Here is a 22,114-nt window from a genome sequence, read left to right as displayed (position 1 = left end):
GGTGGCCGCGGGCACCTCGCTTGTCGGCGTCAGCTGGCAGGCGGAGAGCGCCGGCGGCGTCGCTGCCACCGCCAGCCTGGCGCCGGCCGGCGCGACCCATCGGGTAAGCCGTGAGCTCAGCGGGGGGAGCGCCCGCTGGGTGCTCTCGGAGCTCGGAGGTCAGGGTTGCTCGGAGACGATCGGCCTGCGCGCCTTGTCCCATGCGCCGGAGAGCGACGCCGACGAAATCGATCTTCTCATAGACGACGCCGCCCTCGACCGCGACGCCTACGTCCGCACCGGCGCCCTGCTCGCCGCTGTGGGCGTCGGCATCGCCGCCGGCGCCCTGCGTCTGGGGCTGAGCTACGCCGATGAACGTCATCAGTTCAAACGTCCGCTGCACGGCTTCCAGGCCATTCAGTTCAAGCTCGCGACGATGGCCACCGAGGTCGAAGCCGCCCGCCAGCTCACCCACCGCGCCTGCCTGACCGCCTCGCCACGCGACAGCCGCCTGGCGCTGCGCCTGGCAAAAGAATGCGCCTTTAAGGTCGCCGACGAAGCTCTGCAAATCCACGGCGGCTACGGCTACACCCGCGAATACCCCGTGGAGCGCCACTTCCGCGACGCGGTCCAGCTCTCCACCCTCGACCTCTGGGAGCTGCGCTGATGACCTCCTCCGACCTCGCCACGCGCATCCTCAACCGTGAGCCGCGCGCTGCCGCACGCCTGATGCGCCTTGTGGACGACGGTGCCCCGGCCGCCCGCGAGGTCCTGGCGCGCCTCTCCCCGCATACCGGCAACGCCTACATCCTGGGCGTCACAGGCAACCCGGGCTCGGGAAAATCGACGCTGGTCAACCGCCTCATTGCCCGCCTTCGCGCCCTCGACCAGACCGTAGGCTGTGTGGCCATCGACCCCACAAGCCCCTTCTCCGGAGGCGCCATCCTGGGCGACCGCGTGCGCATGCAAGAGCACGCGATGGACCCGGGCGTCTTCATCCGGTCGGTGGCCACCCGCGGCAACCTCGGAGGCATCTCACGCTCGACCCCGGCGATGGTTCAGGTGCTCGACGCGATGGGCTTTGACTGGATCATCGTCGAGACCGTCGGCGTGGGTCAGGACGAGGTCGACATCGTGCGCCTGGCCGACACCAGCGTAGTCGTTTTGGTCCCCGGTCTGGGCGACGACGTGCAGGCCGACAAAGCCGGGTTGATGGAGATCGCCGACGTCTTCGCGCTTAACAAAAGCGACGTCGCCGGGCACGCCCGCCTTCAGCGCGAGATCCGCGCGATGCTCGCGCTACACCGCCAGGCACGCAGCGACGCCGAGAGCTGGTTCCCCCAGATCTGCGCCACCCAGGCCAGCGAGGGTCAGGGCGTCGAGGCATTGGTCGAGACCATCTTGAAGCATCGCCAGTGGCTGGAGGGCTCCGCCCCCATCGACCAACGCCGACGTGAGCGCGCTGAGCACCTCATCGCGCTCATCGCTCGCACCGAGCTTCACGCCCGCCTCAATCAGGCCGCGCAAACCCACCTCATCAAAACGCTGGCCAGCGCCCTGGTGGAGGGGCAGACTGACCCCTACGCCGCCGCCGACCAGGTGCTTGAGGCCATCCTCAAAACCTCGTCCTGAAACGAAAATGAGCCCCGAAGCTAACGCTCCGGGGCTCATCGCATGTCATGCACTCCCACACACGGCTCTGACGCGCTTACAGGGCCGAGGGCATCGTGGAGACGGACGCCGCGCGCACCATCGCTTCGGTGCCCAGGGCAGCCTCATCCAGCGAGGGGCTGATGTCGATCACCTCGCCAGGCCGCCCCTGAGAACCGATGGACTCCACAGCGCTGACAATCGGATCGAGCGCGCTGATCGCCCACTGGTTCAGGTCGAAGTTAAAGACCAGGGTTTGCTCGCCGGGGGCCAGCTCCACGTTCGAGAGCGCAAAAAAGACCGCCCGCTGACTCTCGTAGTGGAAGGGCGTCCAGCTCTCGTCGATCGTCCACACGCGCGTGCGCTCAAAGGGCAGCGGCAGCGGGTTGCCGTCCTCGTCTTCTCCGCCGACCTTCCCCATGGTGTCCTCGCCATACTGCACGAGCCCGTTAAGCTCCAGACTTCCCATCGGAAGCTCCGCGCCCTGCTCGGTGACGAGCTCATCGCGCTCATCGGGACTCAAGGGCTCCAGGCGCACGCTGACCAGGTAGCGACCGGTCTGAGGAAACTCCACGGCATGCCCGCGGATCGCCGTCTCTCCCTCGGAAAGATCAAAGTTCAGCCCGAAGGGGCGCGTCGTGGAGTAGGCCACCTCCGAGCCGTTCACCGGCTGCAGGCGAATCTCGGTGATCGTCAGGCCCACCTCTTCCAAGATCAGCGCGTCGGGAAGCTCCCCGATCCCGCTGAGCCGAAACTCCGGTGTGACCACCGCCGCCTGACTTCGCTCATCGACCACCGAGGTCGTATCTGAGGGATCGGGCGCGGCGTCCCCGCAGGCGATCGCGCCGCTCAACATCAACGCTGCCAGAAGTTGTCTCTTCATACCCTTACCCTACCAGCTGTTCTTTCAGCGCCGTAAGCTCCGGCGACGCATTAATAATCTGACTTAAGCGCGGACGTTTGAGCTGCAGAATCTCCGCCGCTTTCGTGATGTTACCACCGGTCTCTTCCAACGCACGTTTGATGCACTCGTGTTCCAACCGCTTCTTGAGCCGACTCAACGAGAGCCCGTCGGCGACAATCTGTTCGATCAGCGCCTCCTCCGGGTCCTCGTACACCTCCGCGTTCGCAACCTCCACCCTCTCCGCAACTTCGGAGGTTGAGGTATTCTGTTCGACGCGCGGAGCGATGGTGATCTCGGGGAGGGTCTCATCGACCTCCGAGTTGGCAAAAAAGTCGCCAAACTCATCAAGGTGACGCATCTCCACACGTCCGCCCTCGACAAAGAGCAGCACGCTACGCACGAAGTTTTCCAACTCGCGTATGTTGCCCCGCCACCGGTAGCGCGCCAGATACTGCACGACCTCCGGCGCGAAGCTCGGCGCCGGCGTGTCTTTGCTGAACTTCGACGCGAAATGGTCGAGCAGAAGCGGGATATCTTCGCGACGCTCTCGCAGCGCCGGAAGCTCAATGACAAAGCCTTTGAGTCGGTAATAGAGGTCCAGGCGAAAGAGCCCCCGACCCACCAGCTCTTCCAGGTCACGGTTGGTGGCGGCGACCACGCGCACGTCCACGCTGAGCGTCTCGGTGCCCCCGACACGCTCGAAGGTGCCCTCCTGCAACACGCGCAGCAGCGCGACCTGGGTTTTGGCCGAGATGTCGCCGATCTCGTCGAGGAAGAGGGTGCCGCCGTCGGCAACCTCAAAAAGCCCCTCTTTCTGGCGCATCGCCCCGGTGAACGCGCCCTTCTCGTGTCCGAAAAGCTCGCTGAGCAGCAGCTCCTCCACAAAGGCCGCGCAGTTAACCTTCACGAAGGGGCGAGAGGCCCGTGGACTCTGGCGGTGAATCGCGGCTGCGGCGAGCTCTTTGCCGGTCCCGGACTCCCCGCTGAGCAGCACCGTCGTCTCACCCGGACCCACCCGATCAATGGAGCGGAAGACCTGCATCAGGCGCGCATCGCGCCCCACCATCTCAGCGTAGCGCGCACGCCACGCATCAAAGGCCGGGTCGCCTTTGGTGGCCTGGTCATTCGATGTGTCACGGTCCACGTCAGGCACGATGACGTCGTCGGGAAGTTGACCGTCGAAGCTCTGAAAAAGTTCGACCAGGCGGCGATGGACCGGAACCTCAAAGAAGCCCGCGCGGAAGGTCTCCGGGACCCGCCGAGCGCGCTCACGAAGATCGGAGAGCGCCCGCTCGACGACCAGCATCGCACGATCGTGCTCTCCAACCTCCTCCAAGGCCTGCGCGCAGGCTACGCTGGCATCCATCGCGTCGCGGAAAAGCCCGAGAGCGCTCAACTCCGCAATCACATCGCGGAGCTCTTCAGCGCGAGCCTTGCCATCAAGAAGAAGCGCACTGACCTTTCGATGCAGCGCCTGACTCTGCGCGTCCTCCACGGCGCTGGCCGCATCAAGCACCTCGCGGGCGCGCTCCTGCTGCCCCAGCGCGATGAGCGCCTCGGCGCGTCGCAGGCGCATCTCGACGGCATAAAGTCGAGGGGCCGCGGAGAGCTCGTCTTCGGCTCGTGCCAGCTCGCTGACGGCCTCATCGAGCCGCCCCTGGTCGAGAAGCAGTTGGCCGCGAAGCATCGACGACCATCGCCCGGCAAAATGCCCGGAGACCGCCGGGCGCTGCTCCAGACGCTCAACCAACTCCCAGGCCGCCGCGAACGCGCCGAGGTCCTGGAGCAAGGTCACCAGGTTGTGCGATGCCACCTCAAACGCAACCTCATGACGCTCGGCCTGGGCCGCGCGCAGCGAGCGCTCAAAGCAGGAGAGCGCCTCGCCATACTCACTGCGGCGCTGATGCACGATACCCAGGTTCAACCAGCAATTCAGGCGCGAGACACTCGCAAGACCCGCCTGCGACTGCTCCAGCGCCCGCCGCAGGCGACGCTCCGCCTCGTCGTAGTCGCGCGTCTGAACGGCGACCACGCCCAGGTTGGCCTCAGCCCGCGCGACTTCTGCCGGCAGGTTATGCTGACCGGCCAGCGACGCGCTCCTGGCAAAAGCCTGACTGGCACCCTCAAGGTCACCACGAAACAGGCTCACCTTGCCGTTCAGGCTGTGCGCGCCCACCACCACGCTGGCCACAAGCTCGGGCGACAGGGTCTGCCCCGTCTCCAGCACCGACGCGACGCATGCCGCTGCGGCTTCATGCTCCCCAAGCTGGTAGGCGACTTCGCCCTGGCCCAGCTTCAACCTCAGACGCAACACGCTCGTCTGCGGCGACGACGCATCTGACACTTCGAGCTGCCGCTCGGCCACGCCGTATCGATCCCGAGCGAGCTCCGGCCGACCCAGCCGCAGAAGCAACGCGGCGATGCGCATCTCCAGCGACGCGCGCGCCTCGCGCTCTCGCGCAAAACGCCGAAGACGCCCGCAGTGCGAGACCGCCTCCAACCAATCCCCACGCGCCTCTGCCAGCGCCGCGCCGAGCTCGTGAACCTCGGCTTTGGTCTCCTCCTCAAGCGCCTCGGCAAGCAGGCGTTGCACCAGGTCGCCAGCTTCGTCCCAGCGCCCCCATTGCATCATCTGACGCGCCGCCGGAAGCCCGAACCGCACGCCTAATTCACGGTCACCGGCCTCAAGGGCGTGATGGGCGATAAACCCGGAGTCGCCATGCGAGCTGCACGCCAGCGCGCGCTGCGCCAGCGCCGCGTGAATCTGCTGACGGCGAGGCTCCATGAGCGAAGCAACCGCCGCGGCGCCAACCTCGGAAGACGCAACACTGAGCTGAACGCTGCCGGCGTCGACCCTCCGGTGCACAAGCCCCGCATCGCGAAGCTCTCGCAACGCCTCCGACATCGCCCCTTCGATCATGCCGTCAAGAAAGGTCAACTCCAGCTCGCGGCCCGCCACAGAGAGCGCATCGAGGAGGTTGCGCGCGGTCGGCGAGAGCCTTTCGACCCGTAACATCGCCAACTCATCAGCGCTTGAGGGCATCGACGCCAGCATGGCTTCCAGCCGCTCCGGACAGCCCCCTGTGCTGGCGAGCACACGCTCAAGCACGCGGTCGTCCAGTAGGAAACGCTGGGTTCGCTCGCGCGAGCTTCCGCTCATATCGACGGCGACCACATCCAGATCGTCGCCCAGCGAACGAACATCACCCACGACCGCCACTACCACCTGCCGCGCCGAGCTCCCGGGAAGCTCCATGGGACGTTGCACGTGGTACGAGATCAGCGCCCGCAACCCGGCGCGCTCCAACGCGGTGAGTCGCTCCGGGGCGACCACCATCAGCACCGCCGGCGCACACTCGGTCAACGCCTCACTCACCCCGACCACAGCGTCACACACCATGCGCTGGCGCTCGCTGGCCCCATCGCCCGGCTGCATGCGCATGAGCAGAGAGAGTGTATCGAGCTGAGACTCCACATCTGCCAGCTGAGCCGCCTCGCCACAGGCGTGAGCCCAGGCCCCGAGCGCTTGCTGCAGGGCGCTACGCCAGGGCTCGACCTGTCGGGCGTCGCAGACCACGTACTCCCATCCGCGAGCCGCCAGGCTCTCTCGAATGCCCGCCTCGTCGCGGCGCAGCGCAACTTCACTCACGCCTGCACAACGCACCACGCTCTGACGCCCGGCATCAAGCAGCGCGTCTCCGTTTAGAGCCTGCCCGTCTTCGGGCGGATTCGATTCTTGCTCGTCACGACGCATCTAAGTGCTCCTCGCCCGCCCGATACGGCGGGGTTCATTCCAATTCGACCTGTAAGTATAGCGCAGACGAGCCTGAACTCCAAACCGGCGCCTTTTTTCGCGGCCTGGCGCCTGACGAACACCTCGCTGTTGTGATCGACACGCGCTTCTTGCTAGGAATGAACATGCTACGTTTTGTGCTCAACATCTGACTTGCCTGAGAGGCTTACCATGACCCGCCCTACCCTGACCCTTATCGCCGCCCTCGGGGCCTCTTCGCTGGCCTGCGGCTTTCTTGATGAAGAGATCGCGACGATCACCTACGAAGAAGGCATCCCCTTTGACTTCGAGGTGAACGCCGACGCCCTCTGCCCCACCGATGTCGACTGCGACGCCGAGCCTCAGCCGGCTCCCGAAGCCGTGGAGCTCGACCCGATCGAGTTTGATATCGCTGTCGACATCGTCGAAGCCTCCGGCAACGATGAGCTCCAGGGCATCGGCCAGCGCCTTCGCTCGGTCGAGATCACCAGCATTGACTACGAGATCACCGACAACAGCCTGAACTTCGAGATGCCCAGCATCGACATTTATGTCGGACCGCTCGACGCGACGAGCCCGGAGGATGACGGGACGATTCTGCTGACGACGATCCCCTCCACCACCGCCGGCGAAGACGCCAGCGGGCGCGCTCCGGCTGTCGAAGAGAACCTCGAGGCCTCCAGCGAGCTCTTCAAGAGCCTGCAGTTCGCGGCCATCCCCTCCAGCCAGCCGCGCATCGAGGAAGGCCAGCCCTTCCCCCCGCGCGGCACTGCTAACGTCAAGCTCACCATCAATATCAAACTTGTAGCGAACCCCCTCGATGCGATCTGAAAGCCTTCCCATCCTTACTCGCAACATTCTGGTGGCCGCGCTGATGGCCACCGGACTCCTGACCGGCGCCACCGCGCACGCCGAAGATGAGAATCTTCGGCGTGCGCTGCCCGACGCCGTCGAGATCCGCTACCGCGGACTGCTTCAGGATGAGAGTGGCGCCCCGATCAGCGGCGTCTTCCCCCTGGAGTTCAACCTCTACCGCGACGGCATGGCCGCCGAACCCATGTGGACCGAGCGCCACTATGTCTCGGTGATTGAGGGCCGCTACCAGGTCCCCCTGGGCAGCGACGAGCCGCTGCGTGCTCGCGAAGTCGACGGACAACGTTGGCTGGGCGTGGTGCTCGTCGGCGAGGGCGAGCTCTTGCGAGACCGAATCACGATCGCCCGGCCGGGTTTGCCCGGGGAGAGTGACACAAGCGCGAGCCGCGTCACCCGCGCGGAGGTTGCCGACCGTGCCATTGAAGCAGAACGAGCTGTCATCGCGGAGAGCGCCGACGCGCTCGGTGAGTTGACCGTCGAAGAGATCGAGCGCCTCTCCAATCTGGCTCTGGAACGCCTGGGACAGCATATCGCCGATCCCAGCGCCCACGAGGCCACCGCGCGTTACAAGCTCGGTACCAACAGCCAGGTGCTCGACGGCGCCGGCGGCCGGGGAGGCACCCACTTCTCGCTGAAGTGTCCGCCTGGCCATGTCGTCACCGGCCTGGAAGGTCGCGCCGGACGCATGCTCGACTCCATCACCGCCATCTGCACGCCGCTGCAATGACCGAACTTCGCTCTCAAACCTCTCGTGCCCTGGCCGGCCTGCTGTTGAGCTCGGCCCTGGGCGCGTGTGCCGGCCCCTCGGTGACGGCCCCTCCTGAGGCGCCACCCACCCGGGAGGCAGCTGCGGCGAGCTCTGAAACAGAGCTTCCGCCCGACCCGGCGGAGAGTGCGCAGACGCCACCTACGCCCGACGACGCACTCCGCTACACACGTGATCTGCCTGCTCGGGGCCAACTTGTGGCGATTCTGGAGACGACCCAGGGCAGCATCACATGTGAGCTTTTCGAGGAGCGCGCGCCTCTGACCGTGGCCAACTTCGTGGGGCTTGCCCGCGGCCTTAAAGCCCATGTCGATCCACACACGGACCGCTCCGTCACCGGCCTCCCCTTTTATGACGGACAACGCTTTCATCGCGTCATCCCGGGCTTTCTGATTCAGGGCGGAGACCCGACCGGCACCGGCTACGGGGGCCCGGGATACGTCATCCCCGATGAGTTTGACCCGGAGCTTCGCCACGACCGCCCGGGCACCCTGAGCATGGCAAACCTCGGGCCAGACAGTGGCGGCAGTCAGTTCTTTATTACAGAGGTCGCCGCACCCCACCTCGATGATCGCCACACCGTGTTCGGGCGCTGCGCGGACCTGGAGACGGTTCGCGCCATCTCACACATCCCCACGGATCCGGAGAACCGTCCGACGGAAGACGTACAACTTCTCCGGGTCATCATTGAGCGTCGCGCCGATTAGACGTTCAGGCGTCGTCCGAATCCGACGCGTCGTCGCGCTCCTCTGAGCCGCGCTCCTCTGAGCCGCGTCCCCGCAGCCGACTCCATCGCCGGCCACCCCGCGCACGGGAGCGCTCCTCCTCGCTCTCCTCGACAACCTCCTCTTCGCCGCCCTCATCCTCTCCGCGCTCGCGCTTGACGCTGACCTTATTGCGCACGCTGGGCTTGACTGCCGCGTCATTCGGAACAAAACGCACCTGAGTGCGCACCTCAAAACTGACGCTTGTCAGGATTTTGGTCAGCTCGCCGCCCAGGTCGACGTTTTCCAGGAAGAGACGCACCTCCTTCGACACGATCCGCAACGCCTCGCGCTTGGTCGCATCCACCTGGGTTGCGATGAAGCTCGCCGCCTCACGTGGGAGACGTTTGTCCGTCACCACCGAGCGGATGCCATCTTCGCTGACCAGCCCTCCCAGCCCGCGCTTCACAATGTCCGGGAGCAGTCCCTCCAGCGCTCTGCCCAGGCGGGAGACGTCTTCGGCATCGGCGGAGAGCTCATCCCAATTCTCATAGAGATGCTCGTCCTCCATCACCGTCTCTCCGGAGTCCGACGACTCTTCGCGCGAGCGCTCGTCTGCATGCTGTTGCTTCTTTGCCATGGTATCTCCATGTACGTCGGCCCCTGAGCCGGGTCTTCCGTGCGGGCCAAACCCGTCGGCGGGCGCCATCACAAAACTCAGATCTGGACACCCGGGGGACCAGGTTCACGCGCTGAGGACGCGCTGCGCAGCCCCAACCCCGCGACCAAAATCGACATCAAGCCCTTGATCCGCGAGCGCGCGCTCCAGCGCACTCATGGCCACAAGCATATCACTGCCCTCAAAAAAACCGATGTGGCCAATTCGCACGAGGCGATCCGCGTAGTCGCCTTGTCCGCCGGCAATCGTCACACCGTAGGTATCGCGCATCTGTCGCACCACGGCTTTGGCCGACACCTCGTCAGGGACGAGCGCAGCGGTCACCGAGTTGGCTGGATGCTCGGCAAAGAGGCGCAACCCCAGCGCTTCAACTCCGGCTCGGGCCGCCCGGGCGTTACGCTGATGGCGTGCAAAGAGCGCCTCTCTCCCCTCCTCCCTCATCAACTTCAGAGCCTCTTGAAGAGCGAGCACCACCGAGATGGCCGGCGTAAACGCGGTCTGCTGACGCTGCTGAGCGTCGCGCTCACGGCCCAGATCGAAGTAGTAACGGGGATGGTCACTCTCGGCGTAGCGCTCCCAGGCCCGCTCATTCGCCGCGACAAACGCCAGGCCGGGAGGCACCCCGAAGGCCTTCTGCGAACCGCTGACCAACACGTCGATGTTCCACGCGTCCATCGGGATGGGCTGCACGCCCACCGCCGTGATGCCGTCGACTGCGAAGAGCGCCTGGGAATGCTCACGCACAACCCTGGCCACCGCTTCCACCGGATGCCAGGCGCCCGTCGACGTCTCGCTGGCCGAGACCGTCACCATCGCCACCTCCGGCGTCGTCTTAAGCACCTCCGCCAGAACATCCGGGCTGACGCTCTCCCCCCAGGGGACGGCCACCTCGACGACCTTCATCCCGTAGGCTCGCCCCACCTCGGCCCAGCGCTCGCCAAATTTGCCTCCCCCGATGGCAACGATCGTGGAGTCTCGACGTGTGAAGTTGATCATCGCCGCTTCAAACGCGCCGGTCCCGCTGCAGGTCAAGCTGAGCACATCGGCATCGGTCTCAAAGCTCCAGCCCAGCCCACTTTGAACCTCTTCGAAGACCGCCTTGAACGCAGGTCCACGGTGGTGAATCAGCTCGCGCGCCATCGCCAGACGCGCCGCCTCGGGAACCGGTGTAGGACCGGGAGCCAGCAAATGTCGTTTTCCAGCCATCATCTCACCTCAACAGGGCCGAACATCATCGTGGTGACTTATCGCAGGGGTCGAGGTCGCTATCAAGGGTCGTGTCATCCGCAAACGTCTTCGCATTCACGCACAGAGAAGACGAACTCGCTCCGAGCCGGGTAACTTCTGCACAGCACCACACAACTCCAATTCCAGCAGCGCGCCGAGCAGACGCGGCATCGGCCACACAAGTTCGGCCGCCAGCGCATCGACCGACACGCTGACATCATCGCCGACAAGCTGGCGCGCCCCCTCAAAGAGCGCGCGCGCCTCATCGCTGAGCTGCGCGGGCAGCGGCGCCAGCCGGGGAAGTTGAGCTTGCCCCGAAGACCGCGCGGCCTCCGACGAGCGCGATACGGCACGCTTCCGAGGCTCAGGCGCGCCCAGCCATACACGCAGATCCTCGGCATCGGCTACAAGAGACGCCCCTCGCCCGATGGCATCAAAGCACCCGCGACACAGCTCATCATCAGGCTCACCGGGGACCGCAGCGATGGGGCGCCCGATCCTCTCGGCAGCCTCCACCGTCAACATCGTCCCGCCCTTTCGCCCTGAGCGCAGCACGAGCACCCCCTGCGACATCGCGGCGATCAGTTCGTTGCGCCGCGCGAAATGGTACGCGCGCACCGACTGCCCGGGCGGATACTCGCTCACGAGCGCACCTCCCGCATCGACCACCCGCTTAAAGAGGTCGCGATGCGCCGCCGGGGTTGGCTCCTCAAGACATCCCGGCAACACCACGACCGTCGGCCCCCCCTTCTCAAGCGCCACGTCATGGGCAAGCGCGTCGGCCCCGAGCGCACCGCCGCTGACCACCACGCGTCCTCCGGCCGCGATCGTCTCCACAAGCATCCTCGAAACCGGCGTATCGCGCGGCCGCAACCGACGAGATCCCACAACGGCGATCGCTCCCCTGGAGAGCACCCCGATATCCCCCATCATCCGAAGATAGAGCGGTGGGTCGCGCAACGCTTCCAGCCCGCCAGGGTACCCGGGCTCACCACGCAACACGGTCGTCCCCGTCCACAGCGCCATGCGCTCGATCGCCTCAGCGGGCCCCATTTCCAGCTCTTCGATTCGCCGCCGCGCCCCCGCGCGCAAGCGAGCCGAGAGTTCATCACTGAGCCCCGCCCCGGCGCGCCACCATCCGGTGACATCGTCCTGGCTCACCTCGGCGATCGCCGCAATATCTCGCGCGCGAAGCCCTCCTGCCCAGCCAAGCGCTGCGCGCGCACCTCGTTCCTCCGCGCTCAGCAACGACCACGCCCTACTCCCCGAATTGTCGGTCATAATGCCCCCGAAGAGGCGCCCCCTACCCCGGGCGCCGTCGCGCGCTCAAACCTCGTCGACCACACGCGCTAAGATGATCGTAATATTGTCCGACCCGCCGTTCTCATTGGCCTGATCGACCAGGCGCTGGCAGAGAACTTCGAGCTCTTCGTCCTTATCCAACAACTGCACCAGCTCGCGATCGGGCACCATATCCGAGAGTCCGTCCGAGCAGAAAATGAACATATCGCCCGGCTGCATCGCATGAAACTGCACATCGATCTCGACTTCATCGGTCAGACCGCAGGCCCGGGTGATCACGTTCTTATAGGGAAAAAACTCCACATCCTCTTTGGCCAGGATGCCCATCCGAACGTACTCGTTCGCCAGGGAGTGATCGTGGGTCACCTGCTCGAGCGTCCCGTCACGAAAGAGGTACGCCCGCGAGTCTCCGATGTGAGCAAGGTAGACGCCGTCTTCGGTAAAGTAGGCCGAGACGATCGTGGTTCCCATCCCTTCATAGGCCTCGTCGGACTCGGCGGCCTGGAACACCGCGCGGTTCGCCATCTTGAGCGCCTCGTGAATTCGAAGCTCATCCAGATCGCGAGCTCCATCGCCCTCACCGGCCTGCTCACCGCGGTAGCCGTTGACCTGCTCCGGCATCGTCTCCCGGTAGTACTCCACGATCGCCTTGATCGCCATCGCGCTGGCGACCTCTCCGGAGCGATGCCCTCCCATCCCATCGGCGACGATGCAAAGCGCCTCATCCCCATCAGAGAGATAAAAGTCATCTTCGTTATGCTCACGTGAGCAGCCGACGTCTGTAATCCCGGCACAGATTAGCTTCATCTACCTTCCTTCCATGGTCGCTGGATCACGCGGTGAATTCGACCCGAGTCCAACTACAGTCAGGGTCGTGACTCCCGCGCTTCTCGGCGACTTCGGGCACCCTCTGCGCCCACGTCGTCCTGGCTCTAAACGCTCGCCACGGTTCACTTCTTTCACACCGCGCAACATGTTGTACGGCTTCATGCGCCGCGTGGCAACTTTCCCCCCGACTTCTGCACATTATTCCCCGGAGAGGCGGTGTACACCGCTGAACGTCGCGGTGAAGGGCGAGGACTGGCCGCCGTCGCTGGCCTGAACAAAACCGTCGAAGAGGCCTTCTTCAATGCGGTCGACGAGCCCGTCGCTGTCTTCCTCGATCAGCCGCCCGCTTCCGCCGAGTTGAAGGCCCATATCAAACTCCAGCCCGCGCACCATCATATCCGCGAAGCTGAAGATCGTACTCACCGCGCTGTCGCAGAAGTTCGCCACAGTGCTGGCCTGCAGGCAATAGTCGGCCGCGCACACTTCACCATTGGGAATGATGCTGTTGGCAAGGTCATCACATCCGATCCAGTAGGCGAAGGCCTCCGACATGCTCGTGGCGTTGCCATCGGTCAGGCGCGGCAGAATCACATCGTTAAGCACATAGATGATAAGCCGCCCGTAGCGCAGGCTCACCGGGTGACGGTTGATCTGCAGCTGATCGTAGGCGACGACCTGACCGGTCCAGTTGGAGCTGAGCAGCCCCAGCTCGGCAAACTGCCCGTCGGCCTCCGGCACAAGCTCAATCGCACCGCAGTCTGCAGGCGCGTTCTCCGCGCAATCCCAACGCCAGTACAAGGTCAGCCCGATCCAGTTGTCCTGCCCGCTGAAGGTGTAATTGGAGTCGAGTTTGCCAATGGAGAGCTCACTGTGCACCTGGAGGTTTGCGACCACATCGCGAAGATCACGACCGGCGTCGCGGATCTGACGCAGCACGGCGTTATCCTCAATGAACGAGTCGATCATGTTCTGGAAGGCCTGATCAAGGTTCGTGAGGTCCAGAAAGGTATCGATCGCCGCGCTGATGATACCGCCGACGAGGCCATCGATCAGATTGATAATCTCGTCGTAGATCGCCTGCCCCGGGTTCTCGAACACGTTGAGCACGCGCACGATCACCGCACCCGCAGCTCCGCTGTCCGCGATCGCCTCGGTGAAGTCCCAGAAGCTCACCACGTCATAGCGCCCGACCGGGTTGAGCGGCACAAGCTGCAAAAGCAGCTCCACCTCGGAGGTCGTATCGGCCGAGACCGAGAGCGCGTTGACGCACCCTCCGGCGGCAATCTGCCCCCGCTCCCCGCGCGCCACCGCCGTGACGACATAGCGATTGCGCGTTCCCAACCCCTCAAAATCGATCGACTCGCCGGCAAACGAAACATTGCCCTCGGTCAGCGGGGTCACACCGTTCTGGCCATAGGGGCTGAAATAGTCGCAGTTGAGAACATCCTCGCGGTAGACCTTCACGTCGATATTGCCCAGACGCATGATCGTCGGAGCGCTATTCTCCACACGCACGCGCAGCGCTCCGGTCTCCACCGGCGTGGACTCCAGCGTGAAGTTCACCGCGTTGGCGTAGGCGTGATCGGCGCGAACCGTCCAACTTCCGGCATCCACCCCGAAGTAAGCGCGCACCTTCGCCGCGCCCGCCTCATCGGTCACCGCCGCGCGTGCTTGCAGATGCGGCGGGTTGGCCTGGGTCCCCATCACTTCAAAGGTGACCTCCTGCCCTGCGGCCGGCTCGCCGGAGAAGCGGTCGTAGACAAAGACCTTGACCTCCACTTCCCCGGTGACCTCACCCCAGATCGTCGACTCGCCAGCCGGCACCATAAAGTAGCGGTCCGTGGCGCGGGGCCCGTCGTAATTCTCGTCTTGAGGATCACCGTTGCCCGCAGACAACCCGGGCTCACCGCACGCCGCAACGAGCATGATAGACAGACATAGGCCTGCAAGGCTGAACCAGCGTCTCGACACGTTCATCAGAGTCTCCCTCGACCGGTACGTCGTGGAATGAATTTGAGGCATTTCAATCACATAGAATGGCCTCTCAAACTAACACTCACCTACTCGAAGATCAACGCCACACCGGTTTCAACACCACGCAAAAAAGCCCGACCACATCACGTGATCGAGCTCTCTTTTTTCCCCGCTCCACGCTGCGCGTCGCGCAGCCACGAAGCGTTACTGGAAGCCTCGCTCTTCGGGCGCCAGCAGACTGATGCCCACGAACGTGCCCACCGCCACCAGACTCACCCCGGCGATCGTCGCCACGGTCTTCCAGGTGCTGAACTCGCGCACCTCCGCCCCGTCGACGTTATCGAGCTCAATGAGCAGGTCGTACTCCGGCGAGACGAGCTGCACGTCGTCCATGACGAAGTTGAAGGGCGTGACGCGCTCGCGCGAGCCGTCGGTCGTCAGCACGGTCAGCGCGTTGACGGTCGAGACCGGCACCACGATGCAGTTGGGGTTCTGGGCGCCCGCGTCGGTCGCCGTCTCTTCCACACCCGGCTCTGCGGCGGCCTGCGCAAGCGCCTGGCCATCCATCCCCTCAAGCGAGGCTGAACCGGTCGGCTGGCAATCCGCGTTTACCTCCACAACTTCCACCGGCTCCACCGAGCTCTCCAGCTTGGCGAGCTCCTGGTTGCTGATGGTGTAGGTATTGTAACAGGCCATCTGGCTAAGCGAGGCCAACGCGACCAGCGCGATGCCTTTGTGTGTCCGAAGAAACATTTACTCCCTCATGTTCGTATGCCAGAATTCGCCGCGATATGGCGGCAATTCATTTGGCCGCTGATGCTAAAGTACACCCTTACACCAGCGCAACTTAAAATGAATCCTGGCTCACGACAACCCTCCGCGCCTCGACGGGCGCTGGCGGCTCTCTTCGTTGCGCTGGTCCTTTTGGCCGGCGCCCCCCTCTCTGCCCAGGAGGAGCCCGCCTTAGACGAAGGCGATCGCCCCTTTAACGGCTCCTTTTCGGAATGGAGCCTGCGCGGCTCGATCAACAGCAGCACCTCGGCGCTCCGCAGCAGCCTGGGCGGCGAGGTGGCGTTTCGCACCTCCTTTCCGCTTTATCTGGGCGACACGCGCCTGGCCTACCGGCTCTCCCCACTCGGCGACTCCGGGCCCGGCCCGGTCCATGCGCTGCATCTGGCGCTCAACATCCATCCGCTCTACCTGACCCTGCTCAGCGAAGGACTCCTCAGCCACTTCCTGGCCTCGCTGCATCTGGAGCTCGGGGTCGGTCCCCAGCTGGCGACGGGCCTCGACGAGGGCACAGCCTTTGGTTTCGCCGGAAGCATCGGCGCAGGGTTCGATCTTCCGATTACCCGGGCCAACCGCGGCCAGGGCCTGTGGCTCACGGCCACGTACCGTCGCACCTGGACGACGCTGCGCACGGGCCCCGACCAACCGAGAGCCCACGAACACGCTGCGCTCCTGGGGCTGGCCTGGCGCACCAACGGCGTCATCTTTTAGGCTGCACCGGGACGCCACACCAGACGTCCCAATCAACCTTTCACATTGTATCTCTTACGCCGAGCACACGATGACCTTCGCGCGCATCTCTTCGTTTTGTCTGACCCTCGGCACGTCTCTGTGGGCCTCGACCGTCTGGGGAGAGCCCACGCCACCAGGCGACGATCTCATCGACACCAACTTGCCCCCCGTGGAGTGCGCTGTCGAAACCTGCCAGGACGGCCTCAAAGCCCAGGCGCAGGCCGATTACCTCAACGCCGCCACCCACTTCACGGCGCATGCCGCATCGCTTGCGAGCCCGGAGAAACGCCAGCCCTGGCTGGTCAAAGCGGCCTATGCCTTCGAGCGCGCCGAAGACTGGCACCAGGCGGCTCAACACTACGCGCAGGCCGCGCGCATCGGCGGAGAACTCCAGGACTTCCTCTGGACTCAGGCCGCTCGCGCCCAGCTCAACCTGGGCGTCGACAGCACCCTGATCGACGAGGTGCTCGCCACCAACGCCCTTGAGGAAGGTTTCAGCGGAGGCGCCTTCTCCCTCGTACGCATCCAGACCGAACGCGACGGCCTGCCCTCCGCAGAGAGCACCGCCGCGATGTTGCGACACGATGATCCCGAGGAGGTCTGTCCCTGGCTCGTCACGATGCTCTTCGACGCGGCGCCCACCGACGCGCGTCAAGCGCTGGCGGATCAGGCCTTCGCCCACTGCATCGATCCGGCACTCGACTACGCTTTCGAAGAGCTCGACGTATCTCCCTCTTCAGATGCTCGACGCGAGCGCGCGGACCGACTCTTCTCGGCGGTCCGCTTTGAGGATGCCCGCACCCAACTCGACGCTATCGATAGGAGCGCGCTTGATGCCCATGACCGCTGCCGCGCCGACTTCCGCCTGGCACGCACGCTCTTTCGACTCCGCCAGCCCGAACGCGCCGAAGCCCTGTACCGCGAGGTCGTCGAGGCATGTACCGACGACGCCAACGAAGACGAGCGTGTTCGCTCGCTCTACGCCGTCGGCAACCGCAACTATCACCGCGGACGCCTCGACGACGCCAGACAATTCTTTCAACAACTTCTTGAAGATTATCCCGAGCGCTCCCATGCCGATGACGCGCTCTTTTACCTGGCGCGTGTTGCTCGCCAGCAGGGCAAACCTCAAGAAGAACTTCAATTTCTTCAGCGCGCCCTTCGGGACTACCCGGACGGCGATATGGTCCATGAGTTGGTGTGGGAGACCCACGAAGATCTCTATCGAAGCGGAGAGTTTGAGGCATTTGCCAACGCGGTTACGACCCTCAACCTCCCGGAGCGCGACGCTCAGTATTTCAGTCAGGGACGTCTCGAGTACTTCGTCGGCCAGGCCTACCGCCAGCTCAGCCGCCCCGCCCTCGCCGAGCGCTACCTTCAGCGCGCATGGGTCATGTATCCCTTTAGCTTTTACGGCTACCTGGCGCACCTTCGCTTGCTGGAAATGGATCTGACGCCCGAGCCCCTCTCCCCGGACGCGGAAGATACCCGCGTCGCCTGGTTTGAAGATGACTATGTGGGATCGGGCGCTGCGACCCTCGCCGCCGCCCATCATTTTGAAGGCGCCTGCGAATATGAGCGCGCGCGTCAGCAACACATCACGCCCTCGGAATCCCAACGCTGGCGCCTCGCCGCACTCTGCCACAAAGCGAAGCGCTTCCCCTTGAGTCACAACATCGCGCGGCGCTCCATCCCCGGGCGCCCCTGGGCGCTGCCGCGGGAAGGGCGAGTCACGCGCTGGCATGTCGCCTGGCCAAACCCGTTCCAGACGACCATCGCCGAGGCCGTTGAGGCCGAGCGTGCACAGGCCCCGGACATCAACCTTCATCCGGGCTTCCCTGCCTCGATCATGCGCGAGGAGTCCAGCTTCATCGAAGACATCGTCTCCTGGGCGGGTGCCCACGGCCTGATGCAGCTGATGCCGGCGACCGCCCTTGACCACGACCGCGACATCGAAGGCCGCGCCACCCCCGAGAAGTTGAAAACCGCGGAGGTCAACATCCGCGTTGGCGTCGACCACCTCTTCACCCTGGCCGATCGTCTCGACGGCCACCCGGTCTTGATGGCTGCCGCCTACAACGCCGGCGCGGGTCGCATTGGCGGTTGGCTTCGCCGCCAGCCAAACGACGAGATCGCCCTCTGGGTCGAAGACATCCCCTTCTTAGAGACTCGCGACTACTCCAAGCGCGTCATCGGAACTTACGCCGCATACCAGTGGCTTCAGGGCGAGACGGAGCTCGACGCGCGCATCGCCCTCCCGGCGCGCTGACCCTGATACGACTCAAAACACCTGCCCGGCCCCGAAGCTCAGCCCGGGGCCATCGGCCCCGGCCACCGGAAACGCATAGTCCACGCGCACAATCAACCCGTAAATCTTCGGCGAAAGAAGTCGCACACCGATGCCGGTGGTCAGCGCGGTGGCACCCAGGATCTGATCGGGGTAAGGGGTCACGCCCACCGCGTCCACAAAGGCGACGTGCTGCAACACGAGCCATCGGTGGTCGAGCGAGGGGATGCGGTACTCCGCGTTGAGCAGCCAGTAGTTCTGACCGCGGTAGCGCATATTGACCGTGCCCCGCAGACCGCTCAACCCACCGGCGCTGAACTGCAAATGCTCAGCCTCAACGTCGCTAAACCCCAGAATCGCCCTCACACCCACATTCGAGCGCCAGGGCAACGTCCAGAACTTGAGCAGACTTGCCTCGAGACGATGGGAGCGGTCCTGCTCCCCCCCGAAGTGAAAGCTCTGGTTGAACCTTAAGGTCAACAGGGTGCCATCTCGCAAGTAACTGTCGCGGTCGAGCCGCCCGAACGACGTGGACACACCCAGCGTCAACGTCTGCATCGCCTCGGGCAACCCGCCCCGGGCCTCTTGCGCAGCCCGGCGAGTGGCGCCAATGCGGCTGTAGCTGAACGTATCATCGGAGAATGAGAGGTAGGCCCCGGTCTTCAACCAACGACGCCACTCCCGCTCCAGAGAGCTCCCGAAATATCGTCTCGAGAGCGAATAGCCGCCTGTGAGGTTGCCCTCCAGGTCGTAGACCGCATCGACGCGGTTTCCCAGCGAACCTTCGACGAAAAACGCCTGGCGACGCGCCAGAAAACGAGGATCTCGAAACCACAATGAGTACGAGTTGACGCCGGCGAGCCGGTGAAAGCTTCCTCCCAGCTGCAAGTAGCTCCCGAAGAGGTTGGCGTCTTGCAGCCCCACCATCAACTCAACATCGTTCCCCCCTCGCCCAAAACGAAAGTTCGGCAGCAGGGTCCAACGCTCATCGACCCGCACCCGTAGCAGCCGCCCCGACTCCACATACCCGTTCACGCCCCCCACTGCGGCAACGGTGGTGTCGACCACGTCGACGCTTACCGCCCGAAACAACCCGGTGTTGCGCAGGCGCTGCACGCTCTCATCGAGCTGGGCCTGGTTGATGCGATCGCCCTCCCCGAAGAGCAACTCCTGCTCGATGACCGAACGGCGTGTGCGCAGCAGCCCCTCGATCACGATCGCATCAACCCGATACTCCCCGCCTGAAGCGACCTCCCCGCCCTCCTGAACCTGCGCCTGGACCTGACCGCCGAAGGCCATACAGACCAGCGCCAGGAGAGCAGCCACGCGTTGTGAAGCTCGCCCTTTAAGCATTCCGGTCTTCTTCCAACGCATACTGAGCAACCTTGCGTATCAAGTTTCGGCGAGAGATCCCCAGGTCTTTGGCGGCCTGGGTCTTGTTCCAGCCGGTGCGCTCGAGCCCCTCCACGATCATCTGCCTCTCAAGCAGCTCCATCGCCTCGGGCAGGTTGTACCCTTTGAGGTCAACCACCGGGGTCGCCTCCACCTCCCCGACAATGCGGCGGCTCAACCAGGTCTCGTCGATCACCTCCTCATCACCCGAGAGGATCGCCAGGCGCTCGATCTCGTTCTCCAGCTCACGCACATTACCCGGCCATTTGTAGCGCCGCAGGTAGGTCATGCAGCTCTCACTGAATCGCTTCACGCCGCGACCATGACGCTTGGCCGTCGCGCTCAGAAAGTGGCGCGCCAGCAGCTCGATATCATCACCTCGCTCCCTCAACGCGGGGATCTTTAGCTCGATCACGCGAATGCGGTAGTAGAGATCCTGACGGAACTGCCCACGGGCGACCATCGCCTCCAGATCACAGTTTGTTGCGCAGATCACCCTCACGTCGACCTTCCGGACCTGGTTGTCGCCCACACGTAGAAAGGTTCCCTCCTGGAGCACCCGCAGCAACTTCGTTTGCAGCATCGGGTCCATATCACCGATCTCGTCGAGCAGAAGGGTGCCGTGGTTGGCCGCCTCAAACAGCCCCGCGCGGTCCCGATGTGCCCCGGAGAACGCACCTTTGACGTGCCCAAACAGCTCGCTGGCGATCAGGTCACCGGGGATCGCCGCGCAGTTCACAGCCACAAACGCCTCGTCGCGACGCCGGCTATGCCGATGCACCGCCCGCGCCACCAGCTCTTTGCCGGTTCCGTTCTCGCCGGTCACCAAAATGGTGGAGTTGGTCCGGGCCACACGCTCGATCTGACCAAAGAGGCGCGTCATCGAATCGCTGCCCCCCAGCATGCCCGCAAAACGCTGCGCTCCGGGCTCGTAGGTTGGCGCCCGCTCATCGCTTAGCGCGCCGGTCATCACCCGGGCGATGCGCTCGCCGATGCGGTCCATCCAGCGCCGATCGTCTCGGCCAAGTTGCGGCACCCGCGGCCCTTCTCCTCCTTCGATCGCCTCAAGCACATGCTGCGGAAGCACCGCTCGAATCGACTCCAACGCCCCGGCCGCGCTCTCGGCGTTGACAAACCCGGCACAGACCACCGCGGCGCGATCCCCCTGATAGCGCAACGGATAGAGATGGGCGCGAAACCCCGGCGCGCTATCGACCACGACTCGCTCGACATCCGCCTCGGCTTCCTGACACGCTCCGACCCAGCTTCGCACCGTCTGCGCGTAGGTCACCCGCTCCGTCTCACTGCCCCAGCGTCCCCGGGTATCCGCGAACACATCGAAGAGCGTGGCCTCCCTACGTGCGCTACCTCCCAGCTCCACCACCTCGCCAGATCCACTGACAAGCACCACGCGCACCTGCAGGTTCTCCCCCAGCAGCGCCGCAAGCTCCCTCACCGCTGCGTTGAGACTCAACGCGTTCCAGTCTACGATGCTACTCATCTCGGCCACTTGCCTCGGGTGTTCGTTCGCCCATCAAATGCTCTTGTGTCGGCTTCGTCGCGACTATAACAAAGGCGACGACCGTGGAATACCCTGCATCTGAGCGCTGGCCCTTCCCTCTTAACGCTTCGCATCGAGCCATCTATGAGCACCTCGTCCTCGGGCTGCGGCCCTCTGGTTGTCATCCTCATCGCGATCTTCTGTGGAACCCTCGGGGTTATGACCGGCGCCGGCGGCCTCTACCTCTACCTCTCCCAGAGCGCCGACGGGCTCGAGCGGCTCAATCTGAGCAGCCCCGTCGCCACCCAGCCCTCCTCAGCGGAAGCCCCCGGCGATGAGGTCTACGCGATGGCCTACCCGATCACCGACACCCTGCAGTTCCAGGGCAAGATCGATGAGGGCAGCGTCCGCACTCGCATCACCAACGAACGCTCCGCCTTCCAGCGCTGCTACCAGCGCGTCCTGGATAAAACCCCCGATGTCCGCGGGGAGCTTTCCCTGCAGTTCACCGTCTCCGGCTCCACCGGTGAAGTGATCGCCGCCGTCACCCGTGACAACTACACCAACAGCGAGGCGCTGGCCGATTGCGTTACCGGCGAGCTTAAGAAGTGGCGTTTTCCCGCCCCGGAGACCTCTCAGATTTCGGTGGTTCGCTTCGAAGCGCTCTTCCTCCCCTTCCGCGCCGAGCCGGGCTGAGCGCGCGCACCTCCCTCGGGCCGGGGCGCCACCCGGCCCGAACCATCTGCGCCTCCTCG

General features: G+C 64.6%; 18 protein-coding genes. 8 read left to right on the top strand and 10 right to left on the bottom strand.

The features are described from left to right. Both FRC96_RS06465 and meaB read left to right on the top strand, forming a co-directional pair. On the top strand, window positions 1–646 hold a 646-nt coding region (locus FRC96_RS06465), incomplete at its 5' end, for an acyl-CoA dehydrogenase family protein (protein WP_283808889.1). Further along, window positions 646–1,611, top strand: a complete 966-nt coding sequence (gene meaB / locus FRC96_RS06460) for a methylmalonyl Co-A mutase-associated GTPase MeaB (RefSeq protein ID WP_146973686.1) — start codon at window positions 646–648, stop codon at window positions 1,609–1,611. The genes FRC96_RS06465 and meaB, both read left to right, overlap by 1 nt. Window positions 1,612–1,687: 76 nt before the next feature. Here the strand turns inward: meaB and FRC96_RS06455 are convergent, their stop codons facing one another. Then, a complete protein-coding gene (locus tag FRC96_RS06455) occupies window positions 1,688–2,512 on the bottom strand; it encodes a hypothetical protein (protein WP_146973685.1) in 825 nt (274 codons plus the stop codon). A 4-nt stretch (window positions 2,513–2,516) separates the two neighbouring features. Continuing rightward, entirely contained in the window at window positions 2,517–6,287 is a 3,771-nt protein-coding gene (locus tag FRC96_RS06450; protein WP_146973684.1) for a sigma 54-interacting transcriptional regulator, read from the bottom strand. 210 nt (window positions 6,288–6,497) lie between these two features. Here FRC96_RS06450 and FRC96_RS06445 point away from each other — a divergent pair, with 210 nt between their 5' ends. The 3 genes from FRC96_RS06445 to FRC96_RS06435 are packed head-to-tail and all read left to right on the top strand — an operon-like array spanning window position 6,498 to window position 8,651. Next, on the top strand, window positions 6,498–7,136 hold the full coding sequence (locus FRC96_RS06445; RefSeq protein WP_146973683.1) for a hypothetical protein: 639 nt from the start codon (window positions 6,498–6,500) through the stop codon (window positions 7,134–7,136). Then, on the top strand, window positions 7,126–7,905 hold the full coding sequence (locus tag FRC96_RS06440; RefSeq protein ID WP_146973682.1) for a hypothetical protein: 780 nt from the start codon (window positions 7,126–7,128) through the stop codon (window positions 7,903–7,905). The genes FRC96_RS06445 and FRC96_RS06440 overlap by 11 nt, the downstream gene beginning before the upstream one ends. Beyond that, window positions 7,902–8,651: a peptidylprolyl isomerase gene (locus FRC96_RS06435; RefSeq protein ID WP_146973681.1), complete on the top strand. Its 750-nt coding sequence runs from the start codon at window positions 7,902–7,904 to the stop codon at window positions 8,649–8,651. Before FRC96_RS06440 ends, FRC96_RS06435 begins: the two co-directional genes overlap by 4 nt. 4 nt (window positions 8,652–8,655) lie before the next feature. On the opposite strand, the gene FRC96_RS06430 is transcribed toward FRC96_RS06435, so the two are convergent. The 6 genes from FRC96_RS06430 to FRC96_RS06405 form a co-directional block, all read right to left on the bottom strand. Beyond that, entirely contained in the window at window positions 8,656–9,288 is a 633-nt protein-coding gene (locus tag FRC96_RS06430) for a hypothetical protein (RefSeq protein ID WP_146973680.1), read from the bottom strand. Window positions 9,289–9,393: 105 nt separating this feature from the next. Further along, the gene (locus FRC96_RS06425; protein ID WP_230469942.1) at window positions 9,394–10,533 is read right to left on the bottom strand and encodes a pyridoxal-phosphate-dependent aminotransferase family protein; all 1,140 of its coding nucleotides are present in this window, start codon (window positions 10,531–10,533) and stop codon (window positions 9,394–9,396) included. A 96-nt stretch (window positions 10,534–10,629) separates the two neighbouring features. Then, window positions 10,630–11,835 (bottom strand): DNA-processing protein DprA, encoded by a 1,206-nt coding sequence (locus FRC96_RS06420; protein WP_146973678.1) that lies wholly within the window; start codon window positions 11,833–11,835, stop codon window positions 10,630–10,632. A gap of 45 nt (window positions 11,836–11,880) precedes the next feature. Continuing rightward, window positions 11,881–12,663, bottom strand: coding sequence for a Stp1/IreP family PP2C-type Ser/Thr phosphatase (locus FRC96_RS06415; protein ID WP_146973677.1), 783 nt, complete (start codon window positions 12,661–12,663; stop codon window positions 11,881–11,883). A gap of 219 nt (window positions 12,664–12,882) precedes the next feature. Continuing rightward, window positions 12,883–14,661, bottom strand: a complete 1,779-nt coding sequence (locus FRC96_RS06410; RefSeq protein WP_146973676.1) for a DUF4198 domain-containing protein — start codon at window positions 14,659–14,661, stop codon at window positions 12,883–12,885. A gap of 201 nt (window positions 14,662–14,862) precedes the next feature. Next, a complete protein-coding gene (locus FRC96_RS06405) occupies window positions 14,863–15,411 on the bottom strand; it encodes a hypothetical protein (protein ID WP_146973675.1) in 549 nt (182 codons plus the stop codon). A 171-nt stretch (window positions 15,412–15,582) separates the two neighbouring features. Between FRC96_RS06405 and FRC96_RS06400 the strand changes: the two genes are divergently transcribed. Continuing rightward, window positions 15,583–16,158: a hypothetical protein gene (locus FRC96_RS06400; RefSeq protein WP_146973674.1), complete on the top strand. Its 576-nt coding sequence runs from the start codon at window positions 15,583–15,585 to the stop codon at window positions 16,156–16,158. Window positions 16,159–16,228: 70 nt separating this feature from the next. Continuing rightward, a complete protein-coding gene (locus FRC96_RS06395; protein WP_146973673.1) occupies window positions 16,229–18,448 on the top strand; it encodes a transglycosylase SLT domain-containing protein in 2,220 nt (739 codons plus the stop codon). 12 nt (window positions 18,449–18,460) lie between these two features. On the opposite strand, the gene FRC96_RS06390 is transcribed toward FRC96_RS06395, so the two are convergent. Continuing rightward, on the bottom strand, window positions 18,461–19,840 hold the full coding sequence (locus tag FRC96_RS06390) for a BamA/TamA family outer membrane protein (protein ID WP_146973672.1): 1,380 nt from the start codon (window positions 19,838–19,840) through the stop codon (window positions 18,461–18,463). Further along, window positions 19,812–21,359 carry a sigma-54 interaction domain-containing protein gene (locus FRC96_RS06385; RefSeq protein WP_146973671.1) on the bottom strand — a complete coding sequence of 516 codons (1,548 nt, stop codon included), beginning with the start codon at window positions 21,357–21,359 and terminating at the stop codon, window positions 19,812–19,814. Before FRC96_RS06385 ends, FRC96_RS06390 begins: the two co-directional genes overlap by 29 nt. Window positions 21,360–21,503: 144 nt before the next feature. On the opposite strand from FRC96_RS06385, the gene FRC96_RS06380 reads away from it, so the two are divergent. Further along, on the top strand, window positions 21,504–22,055 hold the full coding sequence (locus FRC96_RS06380) for an AgmX/PglI C-terminal domain-containing protein (RefSeq protein WP_146973670.1): 552 nt from the start codon (window positions 21,504–21,506) through the stop codon (window positions 22,053–22,055). Window positions 22,056–22,114: the final 59 nt, after the last annotated feature.

The sequence above is a fragment of the Lujinxingia vulgaris genome (genome assembly GCF_007997005.1).
Taxonomy (GTDB): domain Bacteria; phylum Myxococcota_A; class Bradymonadia; order Bradymonadales; family Bradymonadaceae; genus Lujinxingia.
Note: the sequence above shows the minus strand (reverse complement) of the source record. Positions and strands in the feature narration are given on the sequence as shown.